The organism is Mesorhizobium sp. M0698, from assembly GCF_040320455.1.
Taxonomy (GTDB): domain Bacteria; phylum Pseudomonadota; class Alphaproteobacteria; order Rhizobiales; family Rhizobiaceae; genus Mesorhizobium.
In genome coordinates, this window is sequence record NZ_JAMYPQ010000007.1 from 233,395 (window position 1) to 254,027 (window position 20,633).

The following is a 20,633-nucleotide window of genomic DNA, read 5'->3' on the forward strand; positions in this document are numbered from 1 at the left end:
ATGTTCGCAAAGACCCTTACCGCCCTCGCAGCCCTGACCGCTGGCGCCGCAGTAATCGGCTTCCCGGCTCGCGCCGAAGACAAATCAGCAACGTCGATCGTGCAGTTGCCGACCGCGGGCGGCACCGTCGCGCAGGAAGAGGGCAGCTTCTCGCTGAACAACAACACGGGATCGGCGAACTTCACCCTACCGCTACCCACCCTGCCAACGCGCGGCCAGTTCGGGCCGCAGATGAGCCTCACGTATAGCCAGTTCGCAGGCGATACGGGCAACGGGCTTGGCATCGGTTGGCAGTTCAATACCCAGGCAATCGCCGTCAATGACGATCTCGGCACGGCCGTTCCAGGCACCAAACCGGGCGGCGATTTCTTCTCTCGCTTGTCGTATATGGGCGCGCGGCTCATCTTTCTCGGAAACCAAAACGGCGTCTGGGAATACAAGCCCGAATACGCCGAGGATTTCGTCAAGATCCTCTACCACACCGGTGCGTTCGACGTCATTTCGCTCGACCTCGAGGGCGGCCTGCACACCGACACCGTCCCCTCCGGCTTCGAGGTGACCAACGCCGACGGCACGCGGCTGATCTTTAGCGGCGATCCCTCCGTAGCGGAGGGCAATTTCGACATAGCCAAGCCCTACGTCACGAAATGGCCGCTGGTACTGCAGCTCAACGCCAACCGCGAAGCCATCCGCTACGACTACCAGCGTTTCGGTGGACGCAGCTATCTGACAAAGGCCAGCTTCGCCGGCGGCCAGAGCAGCTATCAGTTCGACCTGATCGAGACGCAATCGACACTCGTCAGCCACACCAATGGCAGCAAGCAGGAGAACGCCCGGCTCTACGGCAAGGTAACGGCCAAGTTCAAGGACACCGTCTACGCCCAATGGTGCATAGGATATGTCGGCCGCGATACCAGTGACACGTCGAAGTTCGTCGTCCGGGCGCATCCGGACTGCCTGGCGAAGGCTCAAGCCGACCTCACGCCGCTCATCGACGCGCAGTCGGTCAATGTGCTCGACCAGCTGCGCGTGCTTTACCGGTATGGCGACACCAGCGGCTCGGCCTTGGCGCAATCGACACTGAAGCTCCCGGATATCCATTTCGGCTATTCGTCGTGGACAAGTGCCGAACTGGCATCGCGCCCCGTCGTGTTCGAAGCGCCGAAGATGGCGTTCGCCGGCGACATCCCGCCGCAGAATTTCGAGTTGGCCGACCTCAACATGGATGCCCTGGTCGACATCGTGCAGACCAAGGATGACGGCGCGACCGTGCATCTGGGCAGCGGCGACCTGAACAGCGCCTTCGGCGACACAACCCAGCTCGTGCTGTCGCGTCCGACCGAGGCTGGACTAATTCGTCAGATCACGCCGCGGCTCACCGACAATCGCTTCGCTTTTGCCGATATACTGGGCGACAGTTTCGTCGACATCGTCGAAATCGAAGACGGGCTGATGCATGTCTATGACGGCAAGGCCGACGGGACCTTCCCCTATCTCGGCCGCTCGATCCCGCTGCCCGGCGTCTCTCCCACGACCTTCGCGGGCGGCAATGGCCGCTTCGCCGACCTCAATATGGACAGCCTGTCCGACATCGTCACGACGCGCCTCAATGCCGATGGCCGCACCGAATGGCGGATATTGCTCAATCTCACCCGGCGCCAGCCCGATGGCGGTTATAGCGTCAATTTCGGCGGGCTGACCAAGGCGTTCCCATTCAACAGCCAGGACGGCCAGATCCTGGGTCGCAACAATGTGCGGATGGTCGACATCAACGGCGACCGGCTGCCCGATCTCGTTGTCGTCCGTCCAGCCGACCAGGGCTTCTGTCTCTACGAGCACCAAGGCAACATCTTCTCGACGGACCCGAATGCGCTCCTGTTTGGTGACGCCGCGATCAACGACCCGGTCTGCGGTCATGGCACCTTCTCGAAGATAGGCGGCATGCAGCCCGGCGATAGCATCGCCACGATGTGGTACATCGACGCCAATGGTGACGGCATAATCGATTTCGCGTCGATGGGCGAGCGCACCGACCAGATGCGCATCTGGCTCGGCTTCGGCGACGGGACCTACCTGAAGGATCCGCTCAGCATCGCGCTCAATCTGCGGGTTCAACTCGGCACGTCGACGCAGACCTTCGCCTCGCGCGTCGCCGACATCGACGGCGACGGCCAGACCGAAATCATCGTGTTCCAGAAGCCGTCCGGCGACGAGGTGAAACCGGTCGTCGTCATTGACTTCAATCGCACCGACACGATGCAACTCGTCAAGGCCAACCTGCTCACTGTCGTCGACTTCGATTCCGGCCGCCGGCACGACATTCGCTATGCGACCTCGATCGACGAGATGCTGCGCGACCGCGCCAACGGCCAGCTGACGCGCAACTTGCATTTCCCCGTTGTCGTCGCCAAGCAGCTCGTCACGTCGCAGGGCATACCCGGCCAGGTTCGCGCCCAAGTGCAGACGGACGAATATTTCTACCACAATCCATTCTATGATGTGATCAATCGCCGTTTTATCGGCTTCTCGGAGGTCGAGAAGGTCGCTTACGGTGACGAGAACGCGGCCGGCCAGCGCATCACGCAGCGTTCAAGCCTCGATCGCGAACAGTATTACACCTTCGCGGAAACGGCGGCTGACCTGAACCTCGCCGGCAAACTGAAGATCCGCAAGACCTATGAAGTGAAGTCGGAGGCGACGCTCGTCGCGAGCGCGGAGACAACCGAGACGCTCGATCCGTCGGCGGCGGCGCTGCACTCGCTGTCGACCGCTACGCGCAGCCAGAAGCTGCCGACGACCGGCATGATGCTGAAATGCGAATCGTCGGTGTGGGAGGCGTTTTCGCGTGGCGACGGCTCGTCCTATCTCAGGAAGGTCAAGGAGACGCTGACCGACTCCGCCGGCGAGGCCGAACAGCAGGACGTGGCCGATCCCGAATGTAAGGATCCGGTCAAGACCCAGACCTATGCCGGTTTTGACGAATTCAACATGCCTGCGTCGGAGACGGTCAGGGTGCGCGACATTCTGGGACCGGAGAGCCTGACGGTTCCCGGCTTCAGCCGTACGACCCAGACCGACTACACCCAGTCGCGCGCCGATCTGGCGGCGCTCGGCATCATCAACGCGGCGTCCGAGCGGCGTATCCTGGCTGGGACCCGGCTGCTCAGCCGCGAGAGTTTCACCTACCTGCCAAATTCCGGCGGTCGGATGGGGTCGCGAACGCTTGAGGTACTGTCGGGACTTGGCGCGCTGCCGCCCGCGCTCGAACAGTTCCGCAACGCCAGCCGTAAGCTGGCGAAGACTATGGGTTACGATGTTTTCGGCAACAGTATTTCGATCGCCGACGAACTCGGCATCACCGAGTCAGCGATCTACGACCCAACCGGCACCCTGACGCTCAGCCACACCAAGCTGTCGGGCGGTGCGGCCGAGCTCGATCAGACGACGAAAATGACCTATGATGGGCCGCGCCAGGGCGCCGTGACGACGACGACCACACCCTTGGGCATGGTCGTGATGAACAGCTACGACGCTCTCGGCCGCAAAACCCGGGAAACCGCCACGGACGGTGCCGAACGCTTCTACAGTTACAAGATCGGCGAGCATGGGCTGCCGTCGCTCATCCTGACGGCGCGCCGCCGCTATGCGGGTGTTGCCGAGACACCGGAAGGCGAGAGCGAGTTCATCGCGGACCTCGCCGCCTACGACGCGCGCAGCGAAAAGGTCGCCGAACTTGAAAACGTCGCCGAGGGCGGCGTCAGGGTCTTCAATTTCTCACTCTACAACCGCAACGAAAAACAGACCTTCCGCTGGACGCCCTTTGTGGTGACCAGCTTCGGCGGCGTTGACGATCTCAACCTGCAGAAGGTGTTCGACCTTGGCGATGTTCCGCGCCCCGATCGCGAAATCGGCAATGCCTACACCTATGACCCGGCCGGCCGGATGGTCCGCGAAACCCATCCGTCGGGCAAGGTTTCCGACATGATCTTCCGACCCTGGGGCACGCTCACGGTCACGACCTACAACGACCAGTTCGACGGCACCGTTCAAAACAGCGAGTATTCGCTGAGGAATGAGAACGGCGTGACCGCTTCCATCGCCAGCGACGGCAACGGCACGACGCATATTTCGCGTTTCGTGCGCGATTCCTTCGGCTACCTGAGCGAAATCTGGCTGCCGGGCGAGATGACGCCGCGGCGGCTGATCTACAACTCCGTCGGCGACATCGAATTCCAGTCGATCCCGGGAATGGGCGACCGCTACGCGTTCTACGATGCGCGCGGTCGCCAATCGGTGGTCGCCCGCGTCGGAACCAACGGTGAAACGTCGGTCCAGACCTACACCTATGACTTCCTGAACCGCAAGCTCACCGAAGCCAATGACGGCGTTTTGCACCTCGAATACGAGTATGACAGGGGTGTCGAGGTCGCATCCGCAGCAGGGTTCGAAGCGCCGATCGTGTTGCCGCTCGATAAGACGACGCAGATCACCATCCATGATCCCAACGGCGCGTTCGATGCAATCCAACGTTACGCCTACAACGCCAACGGCCGCATGGTTGCCCATGAGGTGGAGATTGGCGGCGCGAAATACGCCGACCATTTCCACCACACGCTCGACGGCCGCATCGACTCGTCAGAAGGTCCGCGCGGACTGGCCTCAAAGTTCGCACTCGGGCCCGACAAAAATCTGAGGTCTGTCACTGTGATGCACCCCGACTTTTCGGAACCCCAGAAGATCATCGAGAACATCACCTACAATGCGGAATCGCGCATTGAACGGGTCGACTATCGCCTCGGGGCGTTCACGCAACTGACCTTTGATCCGGCGACCCTGTTCCTCACGCATATCGTGACGCAAGCCGGCGGAAAGTCCTTGCAGGACCTCACCATGACCTTCAACTCCAATGGCTCGATCACCCAGATCGCTGACACATTGGCGCAAGGCGTCGGCAACGAGGGGCATGTCGATCGGTCGGGAACGTTCCACTACAACTTCAAGAACGAGCTCGTCCGCATCGACCGCTATGGACGGCCGGCCGACTTCGCTTACTCGCCGGCGGGGACGTTCGTCCGCAATGACGAGCTCGAACCCGGCGCGGCGATCGCGCCGGCGTCCGGTTCCGTGACCGGCCTTATTCCGGCAGGAACCGCGGCCAAGCCCTACACCTTCGACGGTTTCGCCCAACTTGCGAAATCGCCGACCCTGACGGGAACGGTGTTCGATATCAACGGACGACTGATCCGCGCTCAGACGGCCACCAATGAAGTGCTTTACGGCTACGACCAAACCGGGCGCCGCCTCTACAAGAAAGTAATTCCGGCGAACGGGCCGGAACAGGTCTACCTCTACCCGGTAGACACGTTCGAGATCGGACCTAAGGGCGAAGAGAGCTACGTCAACCTGGCGGAGGCCAAGCTTGTCCGCCTGGAGCACGGCACCGGCAAATGGTTCTACTACCTGAAGGATCACATTGAGAGCAGCGACTATGTCATCGCCTCGAACGGCGTGCCGGTCGAGCAGATGCTCTACAAGGCATACGGCACCGAACATAAGCCCGAGACATTGTCCCCGGCCTGGGCCACGCACCTGACGGATGTCGCGGCCGACGTCCCGCGCGAGAAGACCCATCACCGTTTCACTGGAAAGTATCTCGATGACGATACCGGGCTCTACTACTATGGCGCCCGATACTACGATCCGGCGCTCGGGCGCTTCATCTCGCCCGATCCGCTCTATGTCGGCGACCCCGAGCGGTGCACGGGTAATTCGACGGCATGCAACCTGTTTGCCTACGCCAACAACAACCCGATGGCGTTCATCGACCCGACCGGCCTGAAGGAGATCGTCGCCGGCGACGCGGCCTACCGGCGGCAGGTCGAAGAGGACATCCAGCGAGTCGATCCGACCGCACGGGTCGACAGCAAGACTGGCGAGGTATCGCAAAGCTGGCTGCATGGCGCCTGGCTGGACGTGAAGAACTTCTTTGTCGGATCCAACTCCTTCGACAGCGGCCGCGAGCTGATGCGCCGGGTCATCGCCGACCCACAAACCACGACGATCCAGAACGAGCCGGGCGTCACCGCGGCCCGCAACAAGGATCCGTTGGGGAACCCGGAAACGACGAAGGGCGACGTGATCATCGGCTATGACCCGGCTGCGTCGCGCACGCGCACGTCTGTCGAGTTCGACAAGTCCTCGGGAACGACTGCCTCCAATCCGGCGGATCCTGGCATCGTGCTCGGTCATGAGCAAATCCACGCCACGCACCGCATGGCCGGCCAGCATTCGGGGTTCAAGGATGCGCCCTACATAGGCCTCGATGGCAAGTCATATGCTTATCGCAACGAGGAAGCACGTACCATCGGTGTCGGCGGCACGCGTCGACCCGACGACATAACGGAGAACCAGTTGCGCGACATGCTCGGCATTAAGCCGCGCGTCCATTGGTAACCGAGACCGCGACCAAGGATGGAGACTTTGACATGCGACGACTCCCGAAGCTTCCGGCGATCCTCGCCGGTTCCGTGCTCATGTTTGCGGCAGCGGCGGCGGCGCAATCCATGAGCAAGCAGCTCAAGGAACCGCAGGCCGTGCCGCTCGATTTCCTGACATGGATCGACCGCGATCCGGCTTGGCTGCAGCAACAGATGGCCACGCTCGGCGCCGCCGGCGGGGTGAAAATCGGCAATGACATGCTCGAAACAACAGACCTGGAAGCGTTGAAGGCGGTTAACCGCATCCGCGGCTTCGCCTACCTCGCGGCGAAGGGATTGAACCCGCCCTATTTTGACCTGTCTGTCGCCGGCGCGGATACGACCGTCCGATGCGTCACCTCGCATCCCAGGGGCATCGCGCCCGACATCGGGCCGATGGACTTCGCGAGGACGTCGTTTCCGGCGGAGGCCGCCGACCAAACTCAACTGAAATCCTGCACGGTCGCAGGCAAGAGCGGAGACTATGCCGAGCTTGAGCGGGCGGCCTTTCGCGATCGTTATTTTAACGCGTCGGGCACATTGAAGCCGGAATTCCGAGACTTGGGCGACGATCCTGCTTTCAAGGCCAAGGCGATCGACGAGGGCTTCTTCCTGACGACGGAGGACTATAGCGGCCTGCTGCAGCTGGACCTGCGGTAGGCAGCTGCGACGTAGCAAGCAACACCTGGCGCCGGCGAAGGGCTAGACTAGTATTGTCCACGTGCTTCGTGGGGGCCGACCAGCGCCAGCACCAGCCAGGGCTGGTCTTTGTCGCCTTCTTCGCGCCCTCCCGGTGTGCCAATGCCAGAGATAGGAATAACAGAAGACGTGTCCGACTTTGGTTTTGGCCCAGAGAGCTCGTGGTTGAGATAGTCGGGACTCGGCTCCATGCGGAGGCTTCGACCGCAGCGATATCGTCCTCGCTGAGCTCCGCTATCAGCTCGACCCGCCTGTCGCGCTTCAACAGCCAGACAAAAACCTCCTAGGCCAGCAGCACGGTGCGCGTGCGGCCGTTTTGGTGATGACGACCGGATTGCGGAACAGAGGTATCCTGATAAGCGCCGAAGTTTTTCGAGACGGCGGCGGCGGTGACGGTGGCGGTCATCGGCGAGACTGCTTTATTCCGGAATAGAGGCGCTTTTCGCGCTTTCCGCGAGTGTCTGGCGCCAACCAAATGGAAACGAGCCCGTGACAAGGCTGCTTGCAAGATCCAGCTGAAATCGCCGCGAGACGGGCTGAAGCCGTCTACGCGCTCAACTGCGTGCCGTCCTTCGACCGCCGGGATTTTCTAGCCGGAGTTTTGACCGACGACGACCACGCCGGCTCGCTCCCAAAAACAACAAGGCCCACTCTGGGGGCCTTGCCGTATCAACTCTGCTGTCGGCCCTGCCCTCAGTTTCCCATCATCTGCTTGGCATTTTCCGGCGTGATCGCGGTCGTGTCCACCGTCACCGTCGGCTCCACCGACGAAGCACACTCAAGCAGGATCTTCTTCGACATCTCGATCGCTTCTTTGGCGCCGGTCGGGTAGGTGAAGGTTGCCGCCCAGTCGCCCTTGGCCACGGCCTCGATGCCGCCGGCCGGACCCGGCAGGCCATCGGTGCCGATGATCTTGACCTGCTTGCCCGCACCCTTCGCTGCGAGCAGCGCACCAGCCGCCATCATGTCGTTCGAGGCATAGAGCACCTTGATGTCCGGGTGCGCTTGCAGCATGGCGGAAAAGGCGGTTTGGGCTTTGTCGGGCACCCAGTCGGCGGCCTGCTCGGCCACCACTTGGATTTTGGCATTCTCCTTCACACCGTCCTTGAAGCCGTTGAGTCGCTCCACCGCCGGCGTTGAACTCGGCAGGCCTTCAAGCACCGCCGCCTCGCCGCCTTCCGGGAGCAGGGTCTTTGCGGTGTATTTGCCCGCTTCGAGCGCGATCTTGTAATTGTCGCCGCCGATGAAGGCGGTGTAGTCCTTGCCGGGGTCGCCTACCGTTTTGCGGTCTAGCTCGATGACGGGAACGCCGGCATCCATCGCGCGCTTCACCGCCGGTGTCATGGGCGCTGCCTCGAAGGGCGAGATCAAGAGCAGATCAACTTTCTGGGTTATGAAGTTGTCGACCTGCGAGGTCTGCGTGTTGACGTTGCCGGCGCCGTCGGCGATCTGAAGCGTGAACTGCGGCACTTCCTTGACCGCCGCGGTCAGCTCGTCATTGACATGCTGGCGGTAGGGCTCGGCATTGTTCGCCTGCGAAAAGCCGATGATGAACTGGCCGTCCTTGGCGCAGGTCTTGACCATCGGGTCGGCCGCTTGGGCAGCACCCGCCATGCACAGGCAAGAGCCTGCTAGAAAGGCGACCTGCAGGGCGCGCCTCGATCCTTTTTCCATCGTTGTCATGCTTGCTCTCCTCCTCGTCGGGCCTAGGGCCAGACCTTGGTTTCACGGTCTTCCAAATGCTGCCGCCGGCCTCCTATCGTCCCAAACCCTCGCGGCGGCGAACGAGGGATTGAAGCACTGCCGCCAGAACGATGATCGCGGCGGTCGCGAGCAGCTGCATGGCGGGGGTAATGTTGTTGAGCTGAAGGATGTTGGCGAGCGCGCCGAGCATGATCGTGCCAGCAAGGGTGCCGACCATCGAGCCGGCGCCGCCGAACAGGCTGGTGCCGCCGATGACCACGGCCGCGATGGCCGTGAGCTCATAGCCCATACCGTCATTGGCGCTGCCGAAGTTGAACTGACCGGCATGCACGATGCCGGCAAGGGCGGCGGCAAATCCGGTAATGGCGTAGACCGAGATCTTGACCATCGAGACCGGCACGCCCGAAATACGCGCCGCTCGCTCGTTGCCGCCGACGGCAAAGACATAGCGGCCGAAGCGCGTGGTATTCAGTACCAGGGTAGCAATAGTGGCGAAGGCGATGAAGACAATGGTCGCCACCGGCACCGTGTTGTTGAACAGGCGCTCGCCCAGCACCGCGAAGACAGGTGGCGCCAGGCCGGGCCCGTCGCCATAGGAAATATTAATGTACTGATTGCCGGAAACGACCAGCGCGAGACCTCGCGCCGCCTGCAGCCCGGCGAGCGTGACGATGAACGGCTCGAGCCGAAAGCGGCTGGAAATGGTGCCCTGGATCATGCCGAAGACGGTGCCCATTACCAGCACGGCGAGGATGGTCGGGATAAGCCCGAAGCCGCCGGAGATCATCATCGTCGCGGTGACGACGCTGGAGAGACCAAGCACTGCGCCCACCGAAAGGTCGATGCCGGCGGTGATAATGACGAAGGTCATGCCGATGGCGATAATGCCGGTCTCCGACACCGCGCGCACGATGTTGGCCATGTTGTCGGGCGCAAGGAACAGTATCTCGCCATGGCGCCTCGGCGAGAAGATGACGCCGCCGATCGCCACCAGCACCAGGCCGATCAGGCTCTGGAAGCGCACGATCAGCGCGAGTGGATCGCGATGCTTTGCGGCCGGTGCGGCCAGCACCGGACCGCTCGCAACCGAAATCTTCTGCTCGGACATCACGCATCCCTGCCATTTGCCGCTGCCATCACGGTGTGCTCGTCAACGCCACCGGTGAATTCCGCTACATTGCGCCCCTGGCGCAGCACCACGATGCGGTCGCACAGGCCAATCAGCTCCGGCATTTCGCTGGAGGCAACCAGGATGCCCAGGCCTTGTGCAGCCAACTGCCGCAGCCGCTGATAGATCTCGCCCTTGGCGCCGACATCGACGCCGCGCGTCGGCTCGTCGAGCAGCAAGAGCCGGGGATTGCCAAGTATCTCCTTGGCCAGCACCACCTTCTGCTGGTTGCCGCCGGACAGCGCGCCGACCGCGACGTCGGGATTCTTCGGCCGAATGTCGAACTGGCCGAACGATTGTTTCACCGCCTGGGCCTGGCGGCGCGGCGACATCAGTCCGCCCGGCGATATTCGCCGGATCACCGACATGACCAGGTTGAGGCCAACCGCCATCCTCAGCATTAGGCCACTGCCACGGCGGTCGTCGGTGACGAAGGCGATGCCGGCAATGCGCGCGGCTCTGATGGAATCAAGCTTGACCGGACGGCCGGAAATGGCGACCCCGCCCTCCCAGTGGCCGGAAAGGCCGGTGCCGTAAAGCGCGCTCAGGAGCTCGGTGCGCCCTGCCCCCATGATGCCGGCCAGCCCGACGATCTCGCCTTCATGCACCTCGAGTGAAAGCCCTGTCGGGGCCTGCCAGCCGGCGCTGTCGCGCGCTAGCCGGAAGCTGGCATCGCGCAGGCTGAGCAGAGCCCGGCCGACGGCCGTGGTGCGCTGGGGATAGAGTTCGTCCAGTGGGCGCCCGACGAGCAGCCGCACCAGTTCGGCCTGCGGTGTGTGCGGATCGGTGATGCCGGCTACACGTCCGTCCCGCATCACCGTCACCCGGTCCGCGATCTGCGGCACTTCCTCCAGACGGTGGGAGATATAGACGATGCCGACGCCACTGGCGGCGAGCTTGCGCATGATGTCGAACAGCCTCTCGACCTCGCCCACCGTTAGGGCCGCCGTCGGCTCGTCCATGATCAGGACCCGCGTCGCATAGGACAACGCTTTGACGATCGCAACGACCTGGCGTTGCCCGATCGAGAGGTCGCCGACTAGCCTGGCGGGATCGATAGCCAGTTCGATAGCTTCCAGACGCTTGCGAGCTTCGCGGCGCATCCGCGCCACATCGAGCAGTCCGCCCGAGCGCATCAATTCGCGGCCAAGGAAGAGGTTTGACGCCACATCGAGCGTTGGAACGAGATCAAGCTCCTGAAAAATGGTCGCAATTCCGGCCGTCTGCGCCTCGCGCGGGTTGTTGAACCGCACCGGCTTGCCGTCAATCTGGATTGTACCTTCGTCGGGTGCGTAAACTCCCGACAGCAGATTCATCAATGTCGATTTGCCGGCGCCGTTCTCGCCCAGCAGGGCGTGGATCTCGCCTGGCTTGAGATCGAAATCGACACCGCGTAGTGCCTGGACGCCGCCGAAGCGTTTCACGGCCCCTGTCACCGATAGAAGCGGCGCGCTCATGCCGGCCTCCCGCAGGATTGGCGGGCATGCAGCGTCGCCTGAAGCCGCACCGAGCGGGGCTCTGTATCCGTTGATGCAATTCGGGCGCTAAGCAACGATGCGGCCTGCCGCCCGATTTCGGTGCAAGGCTGCGCAATAAGGGTCAGTCGCGGCTCAAAACAATCGGCCCATTCGAAGTCGTCAAAGCCGACAAGTGAAAGATCCCGAGGTATTGCGAGACCTTTTTCGCGAACCGCTCGGACCGCTCCGATCGTCGCCATATTGTTGCCGGTGACCAACGCCGTAGGCGGCGAAGCCAATGACAACATCGCGCGGGTCGATGCCGTAGCGCTCGCCGTGTCGACGTTGCCTGGCGGCAGATATTCCGACACGTAGGCAAGTCCGTTAGCCATCAAAGCTGACTTGAACGCATTGATACGTTCGCGAGTCGTAGCAAGGCCCGGCTGCCCCGCAATGAACCCAATCCGCTGGTGGCCGAAGGATGCGACGTGATCGATAAGAGCCCGCATCGCAGATTGGTTCTCCACGCCGATCTGGTCAAATCGTTCGTCGGCAAACCGGTCGATCAGAACGCAGGGAACCATTTTCTCGGCAAGGTAGTTGGTGGCTCGCTCTGGGGCACCCGAGGGCGCCAGAATAACGCCGTCAACACGTCGTTGATGGAAGGCGCGAACGACCGCAAGCTCCCGATCAGGATCGTCCTGCGTGTCGGAGAGGAAAACCATGAGGCCAAGACGCGCGCATTCCGCTTCCACGGCACAGATGATGTCAGTGAAATACGGGTTCGAGATCGCCGAAATCGCCAAGCCGACGCTGTTGGTTGAAGCGACCTTGAGAGAACGCGCCAGCGCATTGGGCTGATATCCAAGCAAAGCAATCGCTTCGTTAATTGCTTTCGACTTCGCAGGCGAGACAAAGCGCGTGCGGTTGATCACATGGGACACCGTTGAGACCGACACGCCGGCACGACGGGCTACCTCAACCATCGTTGCCATTGCGGCTCAAACGGAGTGCTGCACGCAAGCGCTCCTCCCTGATGTTGCGCTTTAAGCCCGCTCTGTCCTGGCGGGTATAATAACCATAGTGTCATCGAAACGTTTGCGCAATCGATTCGATGGGCTTTTTTGATCTGATCAGACTATTGTTGTCTAGAGTGGAGCAAAGCAGACACACGACGTCCGCTCCCCTCACCACTCGAATTCTGTGGGCACGATTTTAGAAATGGTGCGCGAGCAGATTGCCAAACCCGTTGGAAAGATCATGGTCCCGAGAGATGGTTCAATCTGGCGTCGCGCGATGATCGGGCATAGCGTCGCATCAGGAATTCTCGCCTCTGCCAACCTATCTTGCCGGCTGATTCATCCGTTCACTGGCGGTACTGGCGGAACATCGTCGGCTATTTCCTGCCTGAGCCTTGGTCCTTTGCTCAGCCGGCGACCGAGCGCATCGACGAAATTGTCATAACGCTGCAAACCCTTCGCGCGGGCTTCGGCCTGAGCGGATTCCGGCAAGGCTGGGGTCGAGTTGAGCCAAAACCGGACGAACAATGCTAGCGTCTCAATAGCAATTCCGACGTCACGCTCGACACGCTGTACGCGTCGATCGATCTGGTCGAGACGGCGAGTTATCGCCGCTTGCTTCCGCTCTTCGGCATCCGGCGACAGAAACGATGCGAGCGCAGCCTCGGCGACCAGTGACAGCGAGACCTCGCGCCGCCCAGCGTAATCGGCCAGTCCGTTCATCACGTCAGGATCAAGATAGGCAGACAGACGTTTTTTCTTCGCGTTCTTCATGGGCTCAAAGCTCAATGCCATCACTGGGGTCAAGAGCGGCCTGACGTGCTGCGCGCCTCATAGCCTGATCGACACCACGACGGCGCATGGCGTCATCGTCGGGCTCGTCCCGGTCAAGATCGAACTCATCGTCGCGCTGTGTTGTTCGCTCCGGTGCGATGTCCTCATGTTCGGGAAGCTCGGGCTGGCGGCGGATGCCGCCATTGGCCGGATCGTCGTCCTGCTGATCCTTGGCGCGCCACGATTTTTGAGGATTGCCTTCCGGCTCAGCAAAGACTGTCGTTCCGGTCCAGTCGTCAGAGCGAGCGTTTTGCATGCTCTCTCCGGCTTTCGGTGGCGGCAGGACACGCTCGGCAAGCCGCTGATCGGCGAAGTAGCGTGCCTTCTTCGCTCGGATTGGGAACTGGCCCGAGATCATGACGATTGCGTCGGTGGGCGGCAGCTGCATGATCTCGCCCGGCGTCATCAGAGCGCGCGCCGTTTCCTGCCGCGACACCATCAGATGCCCGAGCCAGGGCGACAATCTGTGGCCGGCATAGTTTTTCATGGCGCGCAACTCGGTCGCGGTCCCCAAAGAGTCTGAGACGCGCTTGGCTGTCCGCTCGTCATTGGTGGCGAAGCTTACCCGTACGTGACAATTGTCGAGGATGGAATTGTTCGGTCCGTAGGCCTTCTCGATCTGATTGAGTGATTGTGCGATCAGGAACGACTTGATGCCATAGCCGGCCATGAAGGCCAGCGCGCTTTCGAAGAAATCGAGCCGGCCGAGCGCCGGGAACTCGTCGAGCATCATCAACAAACGCTGTCGATGATCCTTCGCATGGAGATCTTCCGTCAGTCGGCGGCCGATCTGGTTAAGCACGAGGCGGATTAGCGGCTTCGTGCGGCTGATATCCGATGGCGGCACGACCAAATAGAGGCTCGTCGGCCGTCTCTCCTCGACAAGGTCGGCGATCCGCCAGTGGCAACATGAGGTCACCTTGGCCATAACCGGATCGCGGTAGAGGCCCAGAAAACTCATGGCCGTCGAGAGCACGCCGGAGCGCTCGTTTTCGGATTTGTTGAGCAGTTCTCGGGCAGCCGACGCCACGACCGGGTGCGGGCCGGCTTCGCCCAGATGCCGGGTCAGCATCATGGCGCGCAACGTCGTCTCGATTGGCCTCTGTGGATCGGAGAGGAAGTTCGCCACGCCGGCAAGGGTCTTGTCTTTCTCCGCATAGAGCACATGCAGTATGGCGCCGACCAGCAGCGCATGGCTGGTCTTCTCCCAGTGGTTGCGGCGTTCCAATGTGCCTTCCGGGTCGACCAGGACATCCGCCACGTTCTGCACATCTCGAACTTCCCGCTCGCCTCGTCGCACCTCCAGCAGAGGGTTATAGGCCGCGGATGCGGCATTGGTCGGATCGAACAGAAGCACCCGGCCGAAATGTGCGCGCCATCCGGCCGTCAGTTCCCAGTTTTCGCCTTTGATGTCGTGGACAATTGCCGAACCCGGCCAAGTCAGCAGCGACGGCACGACCAAGCCAACACCCTTGCCGCTTCGGGTCGGCGCAAAACACAGCACGTGTTCGGGACCGTCATGGCGTAGATAGTCGTGGTCGAGCTTGCCGAGCACCACGCCATCAGGACCGACTATGCCTGCGGCTCTGATTTCGGCTCGCGTCGCCCAGCGTGCCGAGCCATAGGTCGCGGAGTCCTTTGCCTCGCGCGCGCGCCATACCGACATCCCGATCGCGGTGGCGATCGCCATCAGGCTGCCGCTTGCCGCAATCGCCGCGCCCTCAACAAAGACCTTCGGCGCGTAGGCGTCATAGAAAAACCACCACCAGAAAAATGCCGGCGGGGGATAAATGGGCCGTCCCGCCAGTTCGAACCAGGACGGACCGAGTTGGCTCTGAAAGCCGAGCCGCCATGCCGTCCATTGTGTCGCTGCCCATGTTGTCACGAGGACGAACCCAAGGGTGGTGAGGACCTGTCCCCACAAAATCTTGGTTGCCGGCACTTGTCGTTTCTCCGATCTGAATCACCCGAACAACGAAGAAAGACCGAGTGTCGAGATATGCAAGCGGAAGGAGTTGTCAAAAGCGGCAGGACGTACTTTGAGATAGAAAGACTTGCAGAATTCGGTGCGAGACTTCTTTGGAAAGTATTTCACTTGGGCGGAGAGATCAGATTCGGGTCGTTGCCATTGCGCCACCTGGAACAATCGTGACTGTTCTCATTCTGGTGGTCGTGAAGGAGATCAACTAAATCGCAGATCTGCACAACTATCCCACTTGCGCCTCGAATGGGAAAGGGGTCCGACACCTGGCACATGGAACGTCCGGCCCAGAGCCGCTCGATCTCTTGTGCCCGATCGCACTGTCTGCCGACGACCTGATCACGTGCAGCCGCGCATAAGATCCACAAATTGCAAGATGATCGCGGCTGCGGTGGCTATTTGTCGACGAAAGCCGGCTGCAGGACCGTCGCTGGTTCTCAATGGAGACTGCCGCAACCGCGCCAAAGCGCGACGTTATCGGGAACGAACCCGTGCGTTGGGTTTAGCTCCGCTTCGCAGCGCGCGCTGGAGGAGCGCCTACGTCGATTCGGATCCGACGCTCGCAAGCCGGCAATGCTGGAAGACCTAGCTGCCAGCCGCCGGCGCTGGGCCGCCCTGCCCGTGCTCGATGCTCGCAGCGCCGACGAGATCATCGGGGGCGCGGCCAGCAAGGACGCTTAGTGCGCAATCGATAGGACCTCCTCGCAACCCCGTTTGGACATGGACTTGGAATAGCTGAAAAACGCTCTCGACAGCCGTTATTTGGAGTGGCGCGCGGCAGCGATGGCCTGCAAGAGATTAATGCTGCTCATGTCAGGTTGACTGGATGCGGCAACAGCCAGTGCTGCGGCATCGGCCATTTTCGCGACGTCGTCGCTGCTGATGGTTCCGCGCTTTTCCAGCAGGTTTAAAAGTTCGACAACGAGAAGGAAGGCGTTCACGCCATACCGTTCGGCTCTGAGCTCAAATTCGCCCCGCGCAGTTCCTCCGAGTCTCCCTCGACCCTTTTGTCCATGGTTTGATCGCCGCCCGCGGCAAAGCTATTATAAATTAACAACGTATTCTAACCCTCCGTGATCTGGAAAAACCCGCCGTGCCCATCAGCACGGCGGGTTGATCAAGCGTTGCCCAAGGCCTGGTGCTGGCGGATCTATAGATCGATTGCCGCCCGACAGCCTATCAAACACGCTTCGTCCCCGCGCCGCCTAACTTGGTAACGGCGGGCTTCTCCTCCCCAAATCGTTCAGGTCACTGGATGACTTTGACGATCTTGCGTGTGCCTGGATCAACGACAACGGTCCGGTCGTCGACGACGACGTAGCGGTATTTGACGTTCGGGACCTCATGAAGCTCGACTGTGTCGGGCAGGGTTGAGCCGATATTGAGCTCCACTCCAGGAATTTTCACCGAAGCGAGTGGCTGCTTTTTCACATATTCCTTAATCACCGTCTCCTGTTCCGGGTCGATCACCACGTCCTGAGCGGCGGCAGCACCGACACCGGCCAGCAGCAGAAATCCCGCGGCTGCGGTGGAAAGACGCATTCTCATAGCTATCTCCTTGTGAGCTCTCTTGCACTGGACGCGAAACTTTGCGCCAAAGCTTCCCCAAACATGAAGCTTGTGCAGACGTTCCTCACTGAGTCTTCGGTCTGGCCGTGCGTAGGACCAAAGTCTGCGCTGCAGCGCGCAATAGCCCCGCACATGCAGCCACCCGGAACTGTGTCTGTTCGTACTCGTTGGCGTGGCTCAACGGAGGAGCCTATGGAGAACAGTGTCCACCAAGCTCGCTGGCTGCTTGCACCGGTTTTCGCCGTCTCCATCACCTTCTTGGTGAGAGGAATGGTTGCTAGCTGATGCTCGCTAGCCAGAAATGACGCTCCAACAGCCCCGAATTTGTATCTGCGCAGAAAAGTGCCTTCCTGCGCTGATAGGATCCGCCCGCCATTCCTCGATTGGCGGGCGGATCCTCATTTCCCAGCTGCGTCGGATGTCGAGTGAGTAGGAAAACGGAAATGGACGAGAACAAGAGCAATCGAGACTTGTTCACTTGTTCGACCGAGGCCGCCTGTCGGTCGATGCGCTTTATGAGGTGGAACATTTCGCGCGGGAAAATGGCGTGTGGCCGAGCCAGGTCAGCAAGCTGATCAAAAAGAACGGCAACGACCGTCTGACCCTCACCAAGGCAGTGAAGAGCTGCGCGATCGGCATTGAAAAACCCGCCGCACTCTACAGCACGACGGGTCGATCGAGCGTTGCGCCGAGCACGGGCGTGGGCGCTGGGGTGGGCTGTGCCCGGTGCGGCCCGATCGTAACAAACGATACGTGCGCGGCTGCTTGGCGTCTACCAACCGCCAGTTGGGGACAATTTTCGTAGCCGGTTGGGGCGGACAATCATTGCAAATGTCCTCCTTTTACATACCGTTCACTCGTTCATCCCGACGGGCGCTAATTTTGATCACCAGTGACGGCCTTTCTGAAGCATGGGGGTTCCAAAAATCCCTTTCAACAGGCCGGTTTATACCCGTCCGATCCAGAGCTTCGCCAACGCGTTTTCGACCAGGTTTGGAGTGACGAGGTCGGCAGACGAACGCCGTGCGTCGCCAGGAAAGGAGCCGCGCTATCGTCGCCGATCTCGAACCTTGGCTGCGCGAGAAGCTCGGCCTGATCAGCCACAAGACAAAGCTCGCCGAGACGATCCGCTACACTCTCACGCGCTGGGAGGGCCTCTCGCGCTTCCTCGACGACGGTCGCATCGAGATTGACAGCAACACCGTCGAGCGGGACCGAACAATCGACGCCCGCCTGCAGCAGCTCCATGGCAGCGCTGTGCCTCAAAACATGGGGCGCCGAAGCGTTCGAACGCAACCGGAAGGTGCCCATTGGTCCAAGCATGGCGTCGTCAGCAGCGTGAGAGTGGCGATATCCGTGTATGACAGCAGAGTTGAAGGCACGGTCAAACACTAAAAGCCGGCGCCGTGTGGGCAAATTGGACGTCCATTGCCGCAGCAATTTCGGTCATGATGGGAGCAATTATGGCCGGGGCTATCTTTGCCTCTCCCCCGTTCCCCTGGCCTCCAGAACCTGCGAAACTTCGCCATGCGGGCAACATATCACCATGGCGACAAATAAAAACCCCGACCGGAGCCAGACGGCTGTTCTGAGGCCTACCGCTTAACGCACATCCGCGGTTCCGCTGTGCCGCAGATTTCACCTATGCCGCAATCGAGATCGCGACTGCAGGGCGGCGGCATCTGCGGCGGCTCCAGCACGATGAAGGGCGTCATCACCTTTTCGCCGGGCGCAACCAGCTGCGGTGCTGCCGCTCCGGCGGGGCCAAGCGACCGGATATAGCGGTAGAGCGAGCGCACGTCGGTTTCGTCCATCTTGCGGAGATTGTACCAGGGCATTGGCGGCGCTGCGTCGAAAAAGCGGGCAATGCGCACGAACTCATCTTCGCCGTCGTCTGCCACCATGAGCCGCAGGTTGGCCGGATAGCTCGTCCCCCATGGACCCTGGAAACCGATGTTGCTGCCCTTGAGCGCCTTCTCCGGGTCGATCTTCCCGCCGCTTTCCCGATAACCCATGGTGTGACAGTCGTGGCAGCTGCCGGTAATCGAGACGTAGAGGCCGCGTTCGACCGAAGGTTCCTCGGCGCGGGCCGGGATGTGGGCGAGCGAGAAAAGCACGGCACTGCACAGCAAAACGATCGTGCGCATGGCATCCCCCGAAGCAAATGCGGAAGAGAGACTATCAAGCCTAGCATCACCCGGGCAAATGAAAAACCCCGGCGGGGGCCGGGGTTCTGAGTGAAACGTGGCGGCTCGTTATCTCACGCCAGCCGCACTGGATGGCTGGCTGAAGCGGATGGAGGTGGACAGCGGCCAACGTGCAGGGGTTCCCCACCGAGATGACGGCGCGGATGAAGGCTCTGGAGCGGGAGAACCGGGAGCTTCGGCAGGCCAATGAGATCCTGCGGAAAGCAGCCGCTTATTTTGCCAAGGGGGAGCTCGACCGCCCGTTCAAAATGATCGCCTTCATTGATGATCATCGTGGCGACTACGGGATCGAGCCAATCTGCAGGGTTCTGCCGATTGCCCCGTCCACCTATCACGCGCGTGCGGCACAACACCACGATCCTTCCCGCCTGTCATTGCGGGCGAAACGGGATTTAGCTCTGAAGCCGGAGATCACAAGAGTGTTTGCAGAGAACTTCGCCGTCTATGGCGTGCGCAAGGTGTGGCGGCAATTGAAGCGCGAAGGCTTCGATGTGGCCCGCTGCACCATTGAACGATTGATGCGGGAGACCGGGCTGAACGGCGCCATCCGCGGCAGGCCGTTCAGAACCACGATCAGCGACAAGGCCGCGCCCGGTGACGTCGTGATCGGGCCGACTGGTGCGGTCAAGGTCATGGTGGCGACGAGGCCAGTCGACTTCCGGAATTATGTGGAGCGTCTGATTATGCGGAGTCCGCAGCGGCAATTGCTTGCCGCCTGCGGTATTTGAGCAGCGATCACTCGACATAATCTGCCGATCGGCTGACGGACTTCAGCACTGCCAGCAGCCTGGCGGGAGTGCGGAAGCGACCCGACTTGAGCGACGGTGGCGCCATCGCGGCAAGCGGTCGGCTCGGCCCGCAGGTAGATTTCAGTGCTTTGGAGGCTGGCGTGACCGAGCCAGAGCGAGACTTTGCGGACATCCCGGGTCGCCTGCAGCGTGTGCATGGCGCAGGTGTGCCGTCTATGTCGACCAAGACATAAGCGGCACACCGCCGCCGTGGAATTGCTGCAGGCCGGTGTCGATTGCTCGGTCATTGCCCTGTGGCTGGGCCATGAGACGATGGAAACGACGCTGATCTATCTTCACGCACATCTTGAGCTGAAGGAATCCGCACTCGCCAAGCTGAAGCCGTACGAACGCGCCAAAGCCGAGCGATTTCGACCAAACGACCGGCTTCTGGAATTCCTGAACGCCCTTTGAGCATGAGAATTATGCCGAGTGTCAACGACTGGCCTGCGGCCAAAAAACGGCGGGAGAAGCACGCTCTGACCGCCATGGTGAAAGAGGCACTCGGCATAGTTCGACGGTCGGCATAAACATGCAAACTTAACGGCATCGAGCCGCTCGGCTATCTCGCCGACGTCCTCACTAGGATCGTCAACGGCTATTAACAGCCGAATCGACGATCTCCTGCCATGGGCCTACGTCACCGCACCCAATCTCAAGGCCGTGATCTGAATTCGGGTGATACGCGGCCTCGCCAGTTCATTCGGCTAGTTCAAGACCCCCCTGAACTC

The 20,633-nt window shown here is 61.2% G+C and carries 12 protein-coding genes, 6 pseudogenes and 1 other annotated feature; of the genes and pseudogenes, 8 read left to right on the forward strand and 10 right to left on the reverse strand.

The window, feature by feature from the left end; translation table 11 throughout:
• Together NKI16_RS17450 and NKI16_RS17455 are read left to right on the forward strand one after the other, a co-directional pair.
• On the forward strand, window positions 1-6,453 hold the full coding sequence (locus NKI16_RS17450) for an RHS repeat-associated core domain-containing protein (RefSeq protein ID WP_352923524.1): 6,453 nt from the start codon (window positions 1-3) through the stop codon (window positions 6,451-6,453).
• On the forward strand, window positions 6,447-7,136 hold the full coding sequence (locus NKI16_RS17455; protein ID WP_352923527.1) for a hypothetical protein: 690 nt from the start codon (window positions 6,447-6,449) through the stop codon (window positions 7,134-7,136). The genes NKI16_RS17450 and NKI16_RS17455 overlap by 7 nt, the downstream gene beginning before the upstream one ends.
• A gap of 188 nt (window positions 7,137-7,324) precedes the next feature.
• On the opposite strand, the pseudogene NKI16_RS17460 reads toward NKI16_RS17455, so the two are convergent.
• From NKI16_RS17460 to NKI16_RS17490, 7 genes and pseudogenes are all read right to left on the reverse strand, one after another.
• Window positions 7,325-7,581 (reverse strand): annotated as a pseudogene (locus NKI16_RS17460) (type II toxin-antitoxin system Phd/YefM family antitoxin); the annotation flags it as partial.
• A 287-nt stretch (window positions 7,582-7,868) separates the two neighbouring features.
• Window positions 7,869-8,858, reverse strand: a complete 990-nt coding sequence (locus NKI16_RS17465; protein WP_023679184.1) for a substrate-binding domain-containing protein — start codon at window positions 8,856-8,858, stop codon at window positions 7,869-7,871.
• A 73-nt stretch (window positions 8,859-8,931) separates the two neighbouring features.
• Complete coding sequence (locus tag NKI16_RS17470; RefSeq protein WP_352923529.1) at window positions 8,932-9,987, reverse strand: ABC transporter permease; 1,056 nt, start codon at window positions 9,985-9,987, stop codon at window positions 8,932-8,934.
• On the reverse strand, window positions 9,987-11,504 hold the full coding sequence (locus tag NKI16_RS17475) for a sugar ABC transporter ATP-binding protein (protein ID WP_352576680.1): 1,518 nt from the start codon (window positions 11,502-11,504) through the stop codon (window positions 9,987-9,989). Before NKI16_RS17475 ends, NKI16_RS17470 begins: the two co-directional genes overlap by 1 nt.
• Window positions 11,501-12,499, reverse strand: a complete 999-nt coding sequence (locus NKI16_RS17480) for a LacI family DNA-binding transcriptional regulator (RefSeq protein ID WP_023679187.1) — start codon at window positions 12,497-12,499, stop codon at window positions 11,501-11,503. The genes NKI16_RS17475 and NKI16_RS17480 overlap by 4 nt, the downstream gene beginning before the upstream one ends.
• A gap of 363 nt (window positions 12,500-12,862) precedes the next feature.
• Window positions 12,863-13,297 (reverse strand): hypothetical protein, encoded by a 435-nt coding sequence (locus NKI16_RS17485; protein WP_023679188.1) that lies wholly within the window; start codon window positions 13,295-13,297, stop codon window positions 12,863-12,865.
• Between the two features lie 4 nt (window positions 13,298-13,301).
• On the reverse strand, window positions 13,302-15,299 hold the full coding sequence (locus NKI16_RS17490; RefSeq protein ID WP_352923535.1) for a conjugal transfer protein TraG: 1,998 nt from the start codon (window positions 15,297-15,299) through the stop codon (window positions 13,302-13,304).
• A gap of 549 nt (window positions 15,300-15,848) precedes the next feature.
• Between NKI16_RS17490 and NKI16_RS17495 the strand changes: the two are divergent.
• Window positions 15,849-16,019: pseudogene (locus NKI16_RS17495) on the forward strand (type II toxin-antitoxin system VapB family antitoxin); the annotation flags it as partial.
• A 77-nt stretch (window positions 16,020-16,096) separates the two neighbouring features.
• Here the strand turns inward: NKI16_RS17495 and NKI16_RS17500 are convergent.
• Both NKI16_RS17500 and NKI16_RS17505 read right to left on the reverse strand, forming a co-directional pair.
• Entirely contained in the window at window positions 16,097-16,279 is a 183-nt protein-coding gene (locus NKI16_RS17500) for a hypothetical protein (RefSeq protein WP_352907001.1), read from the reverse strand.
• Between the two features lie 307 nt (window positions 16,280-16,586).
• On the reverse strand, window positions 16,587-16,886 hold the full coding sequence (locus NKI16_RS17505) for a DUF1236 domain-containing protein (protein WP_352576674.1): 300 nt from the start codon (window positions 16,884-16,886) through the stop codon (window positions 16,587-16,589).
• Between the two features lie 499 nt (window positions 16,887-17,385).
• On the opposite strand from NKI16_RS17505, the gene NKI16_RS17510 reads away from it, so the two are divergent.
• Window positions 17,386-17,712 (forward strand): hypothetical protein, encoded by a 327-nt coding sequence (locus tag NKI16_RS17510; protein WP_352757423.1) that lies wholly within the window; start codon window positions 17,386-17,388, stop codon window positions 17,710-17,712.
• A 199-nt stretch (window positions 17,713-17,911) separates the two neighbouring features.
• Window positions 17,912-18,119, forward strand: a pseudogene (locus tag NKI16_RS17515) (IS66 family transposase); the annotation flags it as partial.
• Window positions 18,120-18,502: 383 nt separating this feature from the next.
• Here the strand turns inward: NKI16_RS17515 and NKI16_RS17520 are convergent.
• Window positions 18,503-19,054 carry a hypothetical protein gene (locus NKI16_RS17520; RefSeq protein ID WP_352644397.1) on the reverse strand — a complete coding sequence of 184 codons (552 nt, stop codon included), beginning with the start codon at window positions 19,052-19,054 and terminating at the stop codon, window positions 18,503-18,505.
• A gap of 127 nt (window positions 19,055-19,181) precedes the next feature.
• Here NKI16_RS17520 and NKI16_RS17525 point away from each other — a divergent pair.
• The 3 pseudogenes from NKI16_RS17525 to NKI16_RS17535 form a co-directional block, all read left to right on the forward strand.
• Window positions 19,182-19,704: pseudogene (locus tag NKI16_RS17525) on the forward strand (IS3 family transposase); the annotation flags it as partial.
• Window positions 19,323-19,437, forward strand: a sequence feature (AL1L pseudoknot). (Overlaps the previous pseudogene by 115 nt.)
• Window positions 19,705-20,097: 393 nt before the next feature.
• Window positions 20,098-20,316 (forward strand): annotated as a pseudogene (locus NKI16_RS17530) (tyrosine-type recombinase/integrase); the annotation flags it as partial.
• 116 nt (window positions 20,317-20,432) lie between these two features.
• Window positions 20,433-20,574: pseudogene (locus tag NKI16_RS17535) on the forward strand (transposase domain-containing protein); the annotation flags it as partial.
• Window positions 20,575-20,633 lie beyond the last annotated feature (59 nt).

Excerpts from the sequence above, each read along its gene's own strand:
- NKI16_RS17450 (WP_352923524.1), top strand. The coding sequence starts at position 1 with ATGTTCGCAAAGACCCTTACCGCCCTCGCAGCCCTGACCGCTGGCGCC.
- NKI16_RS17465 (WP_023679184.1), bottom strand. The coding sequence starts at position 8,858 with ATGACAACGATGGAAAAAGGATCGAGGCGCGCCCTGCAGGTCGCCTTT.
- NKI16_RS17470 (WP_352923529.1), bottom strand. The coding sequence starts at position 9,987 with ATGTCCGAGCAGAAGATTTCGGTTGCGAGCGGTCCGGTGCTGGCCGCA.
- NKI16_RS17475 (WP_352576680.1), bottom strand. The coding sequence starts at position 11,504 with ATGAGCGCGCCGCTTCTATCGGTGACAGGGGCCGTGAAACGCTTCGGC.
- NKI16_RS17480 (WP_023679187.1), bottom strand. The coding sequence starts at position 12,499 with ATGGCAACGATGGTTGAGGTAGCCCGTCGTGCCGGCGTGTCGGTCTCA.
- NKI16_RS17485 (WP_023679188.1), bottom strand. The coding sequence starts at position 13,297 with ATGAAGAACGCGAAGAAAAAACGTCTGTCTGCCTATCTTGATCCTGAC.
- NKI16_RS17505 (WP_352576674.1), bottom strand. The coding sequence starts at position 16,886 with ATGAGAATGCGTCTTTCCACCGCAGCCGCGGGATTTCTGCTGCTGGCC.
- NKI16_RS17520 (WP_352644397.1), bottom strand. The coding sequence starts at position 19,054 with ATGCGCACGATCGTTTTGCTGTGCAGTGCCGTGCTTTTCTCGCTCGCC.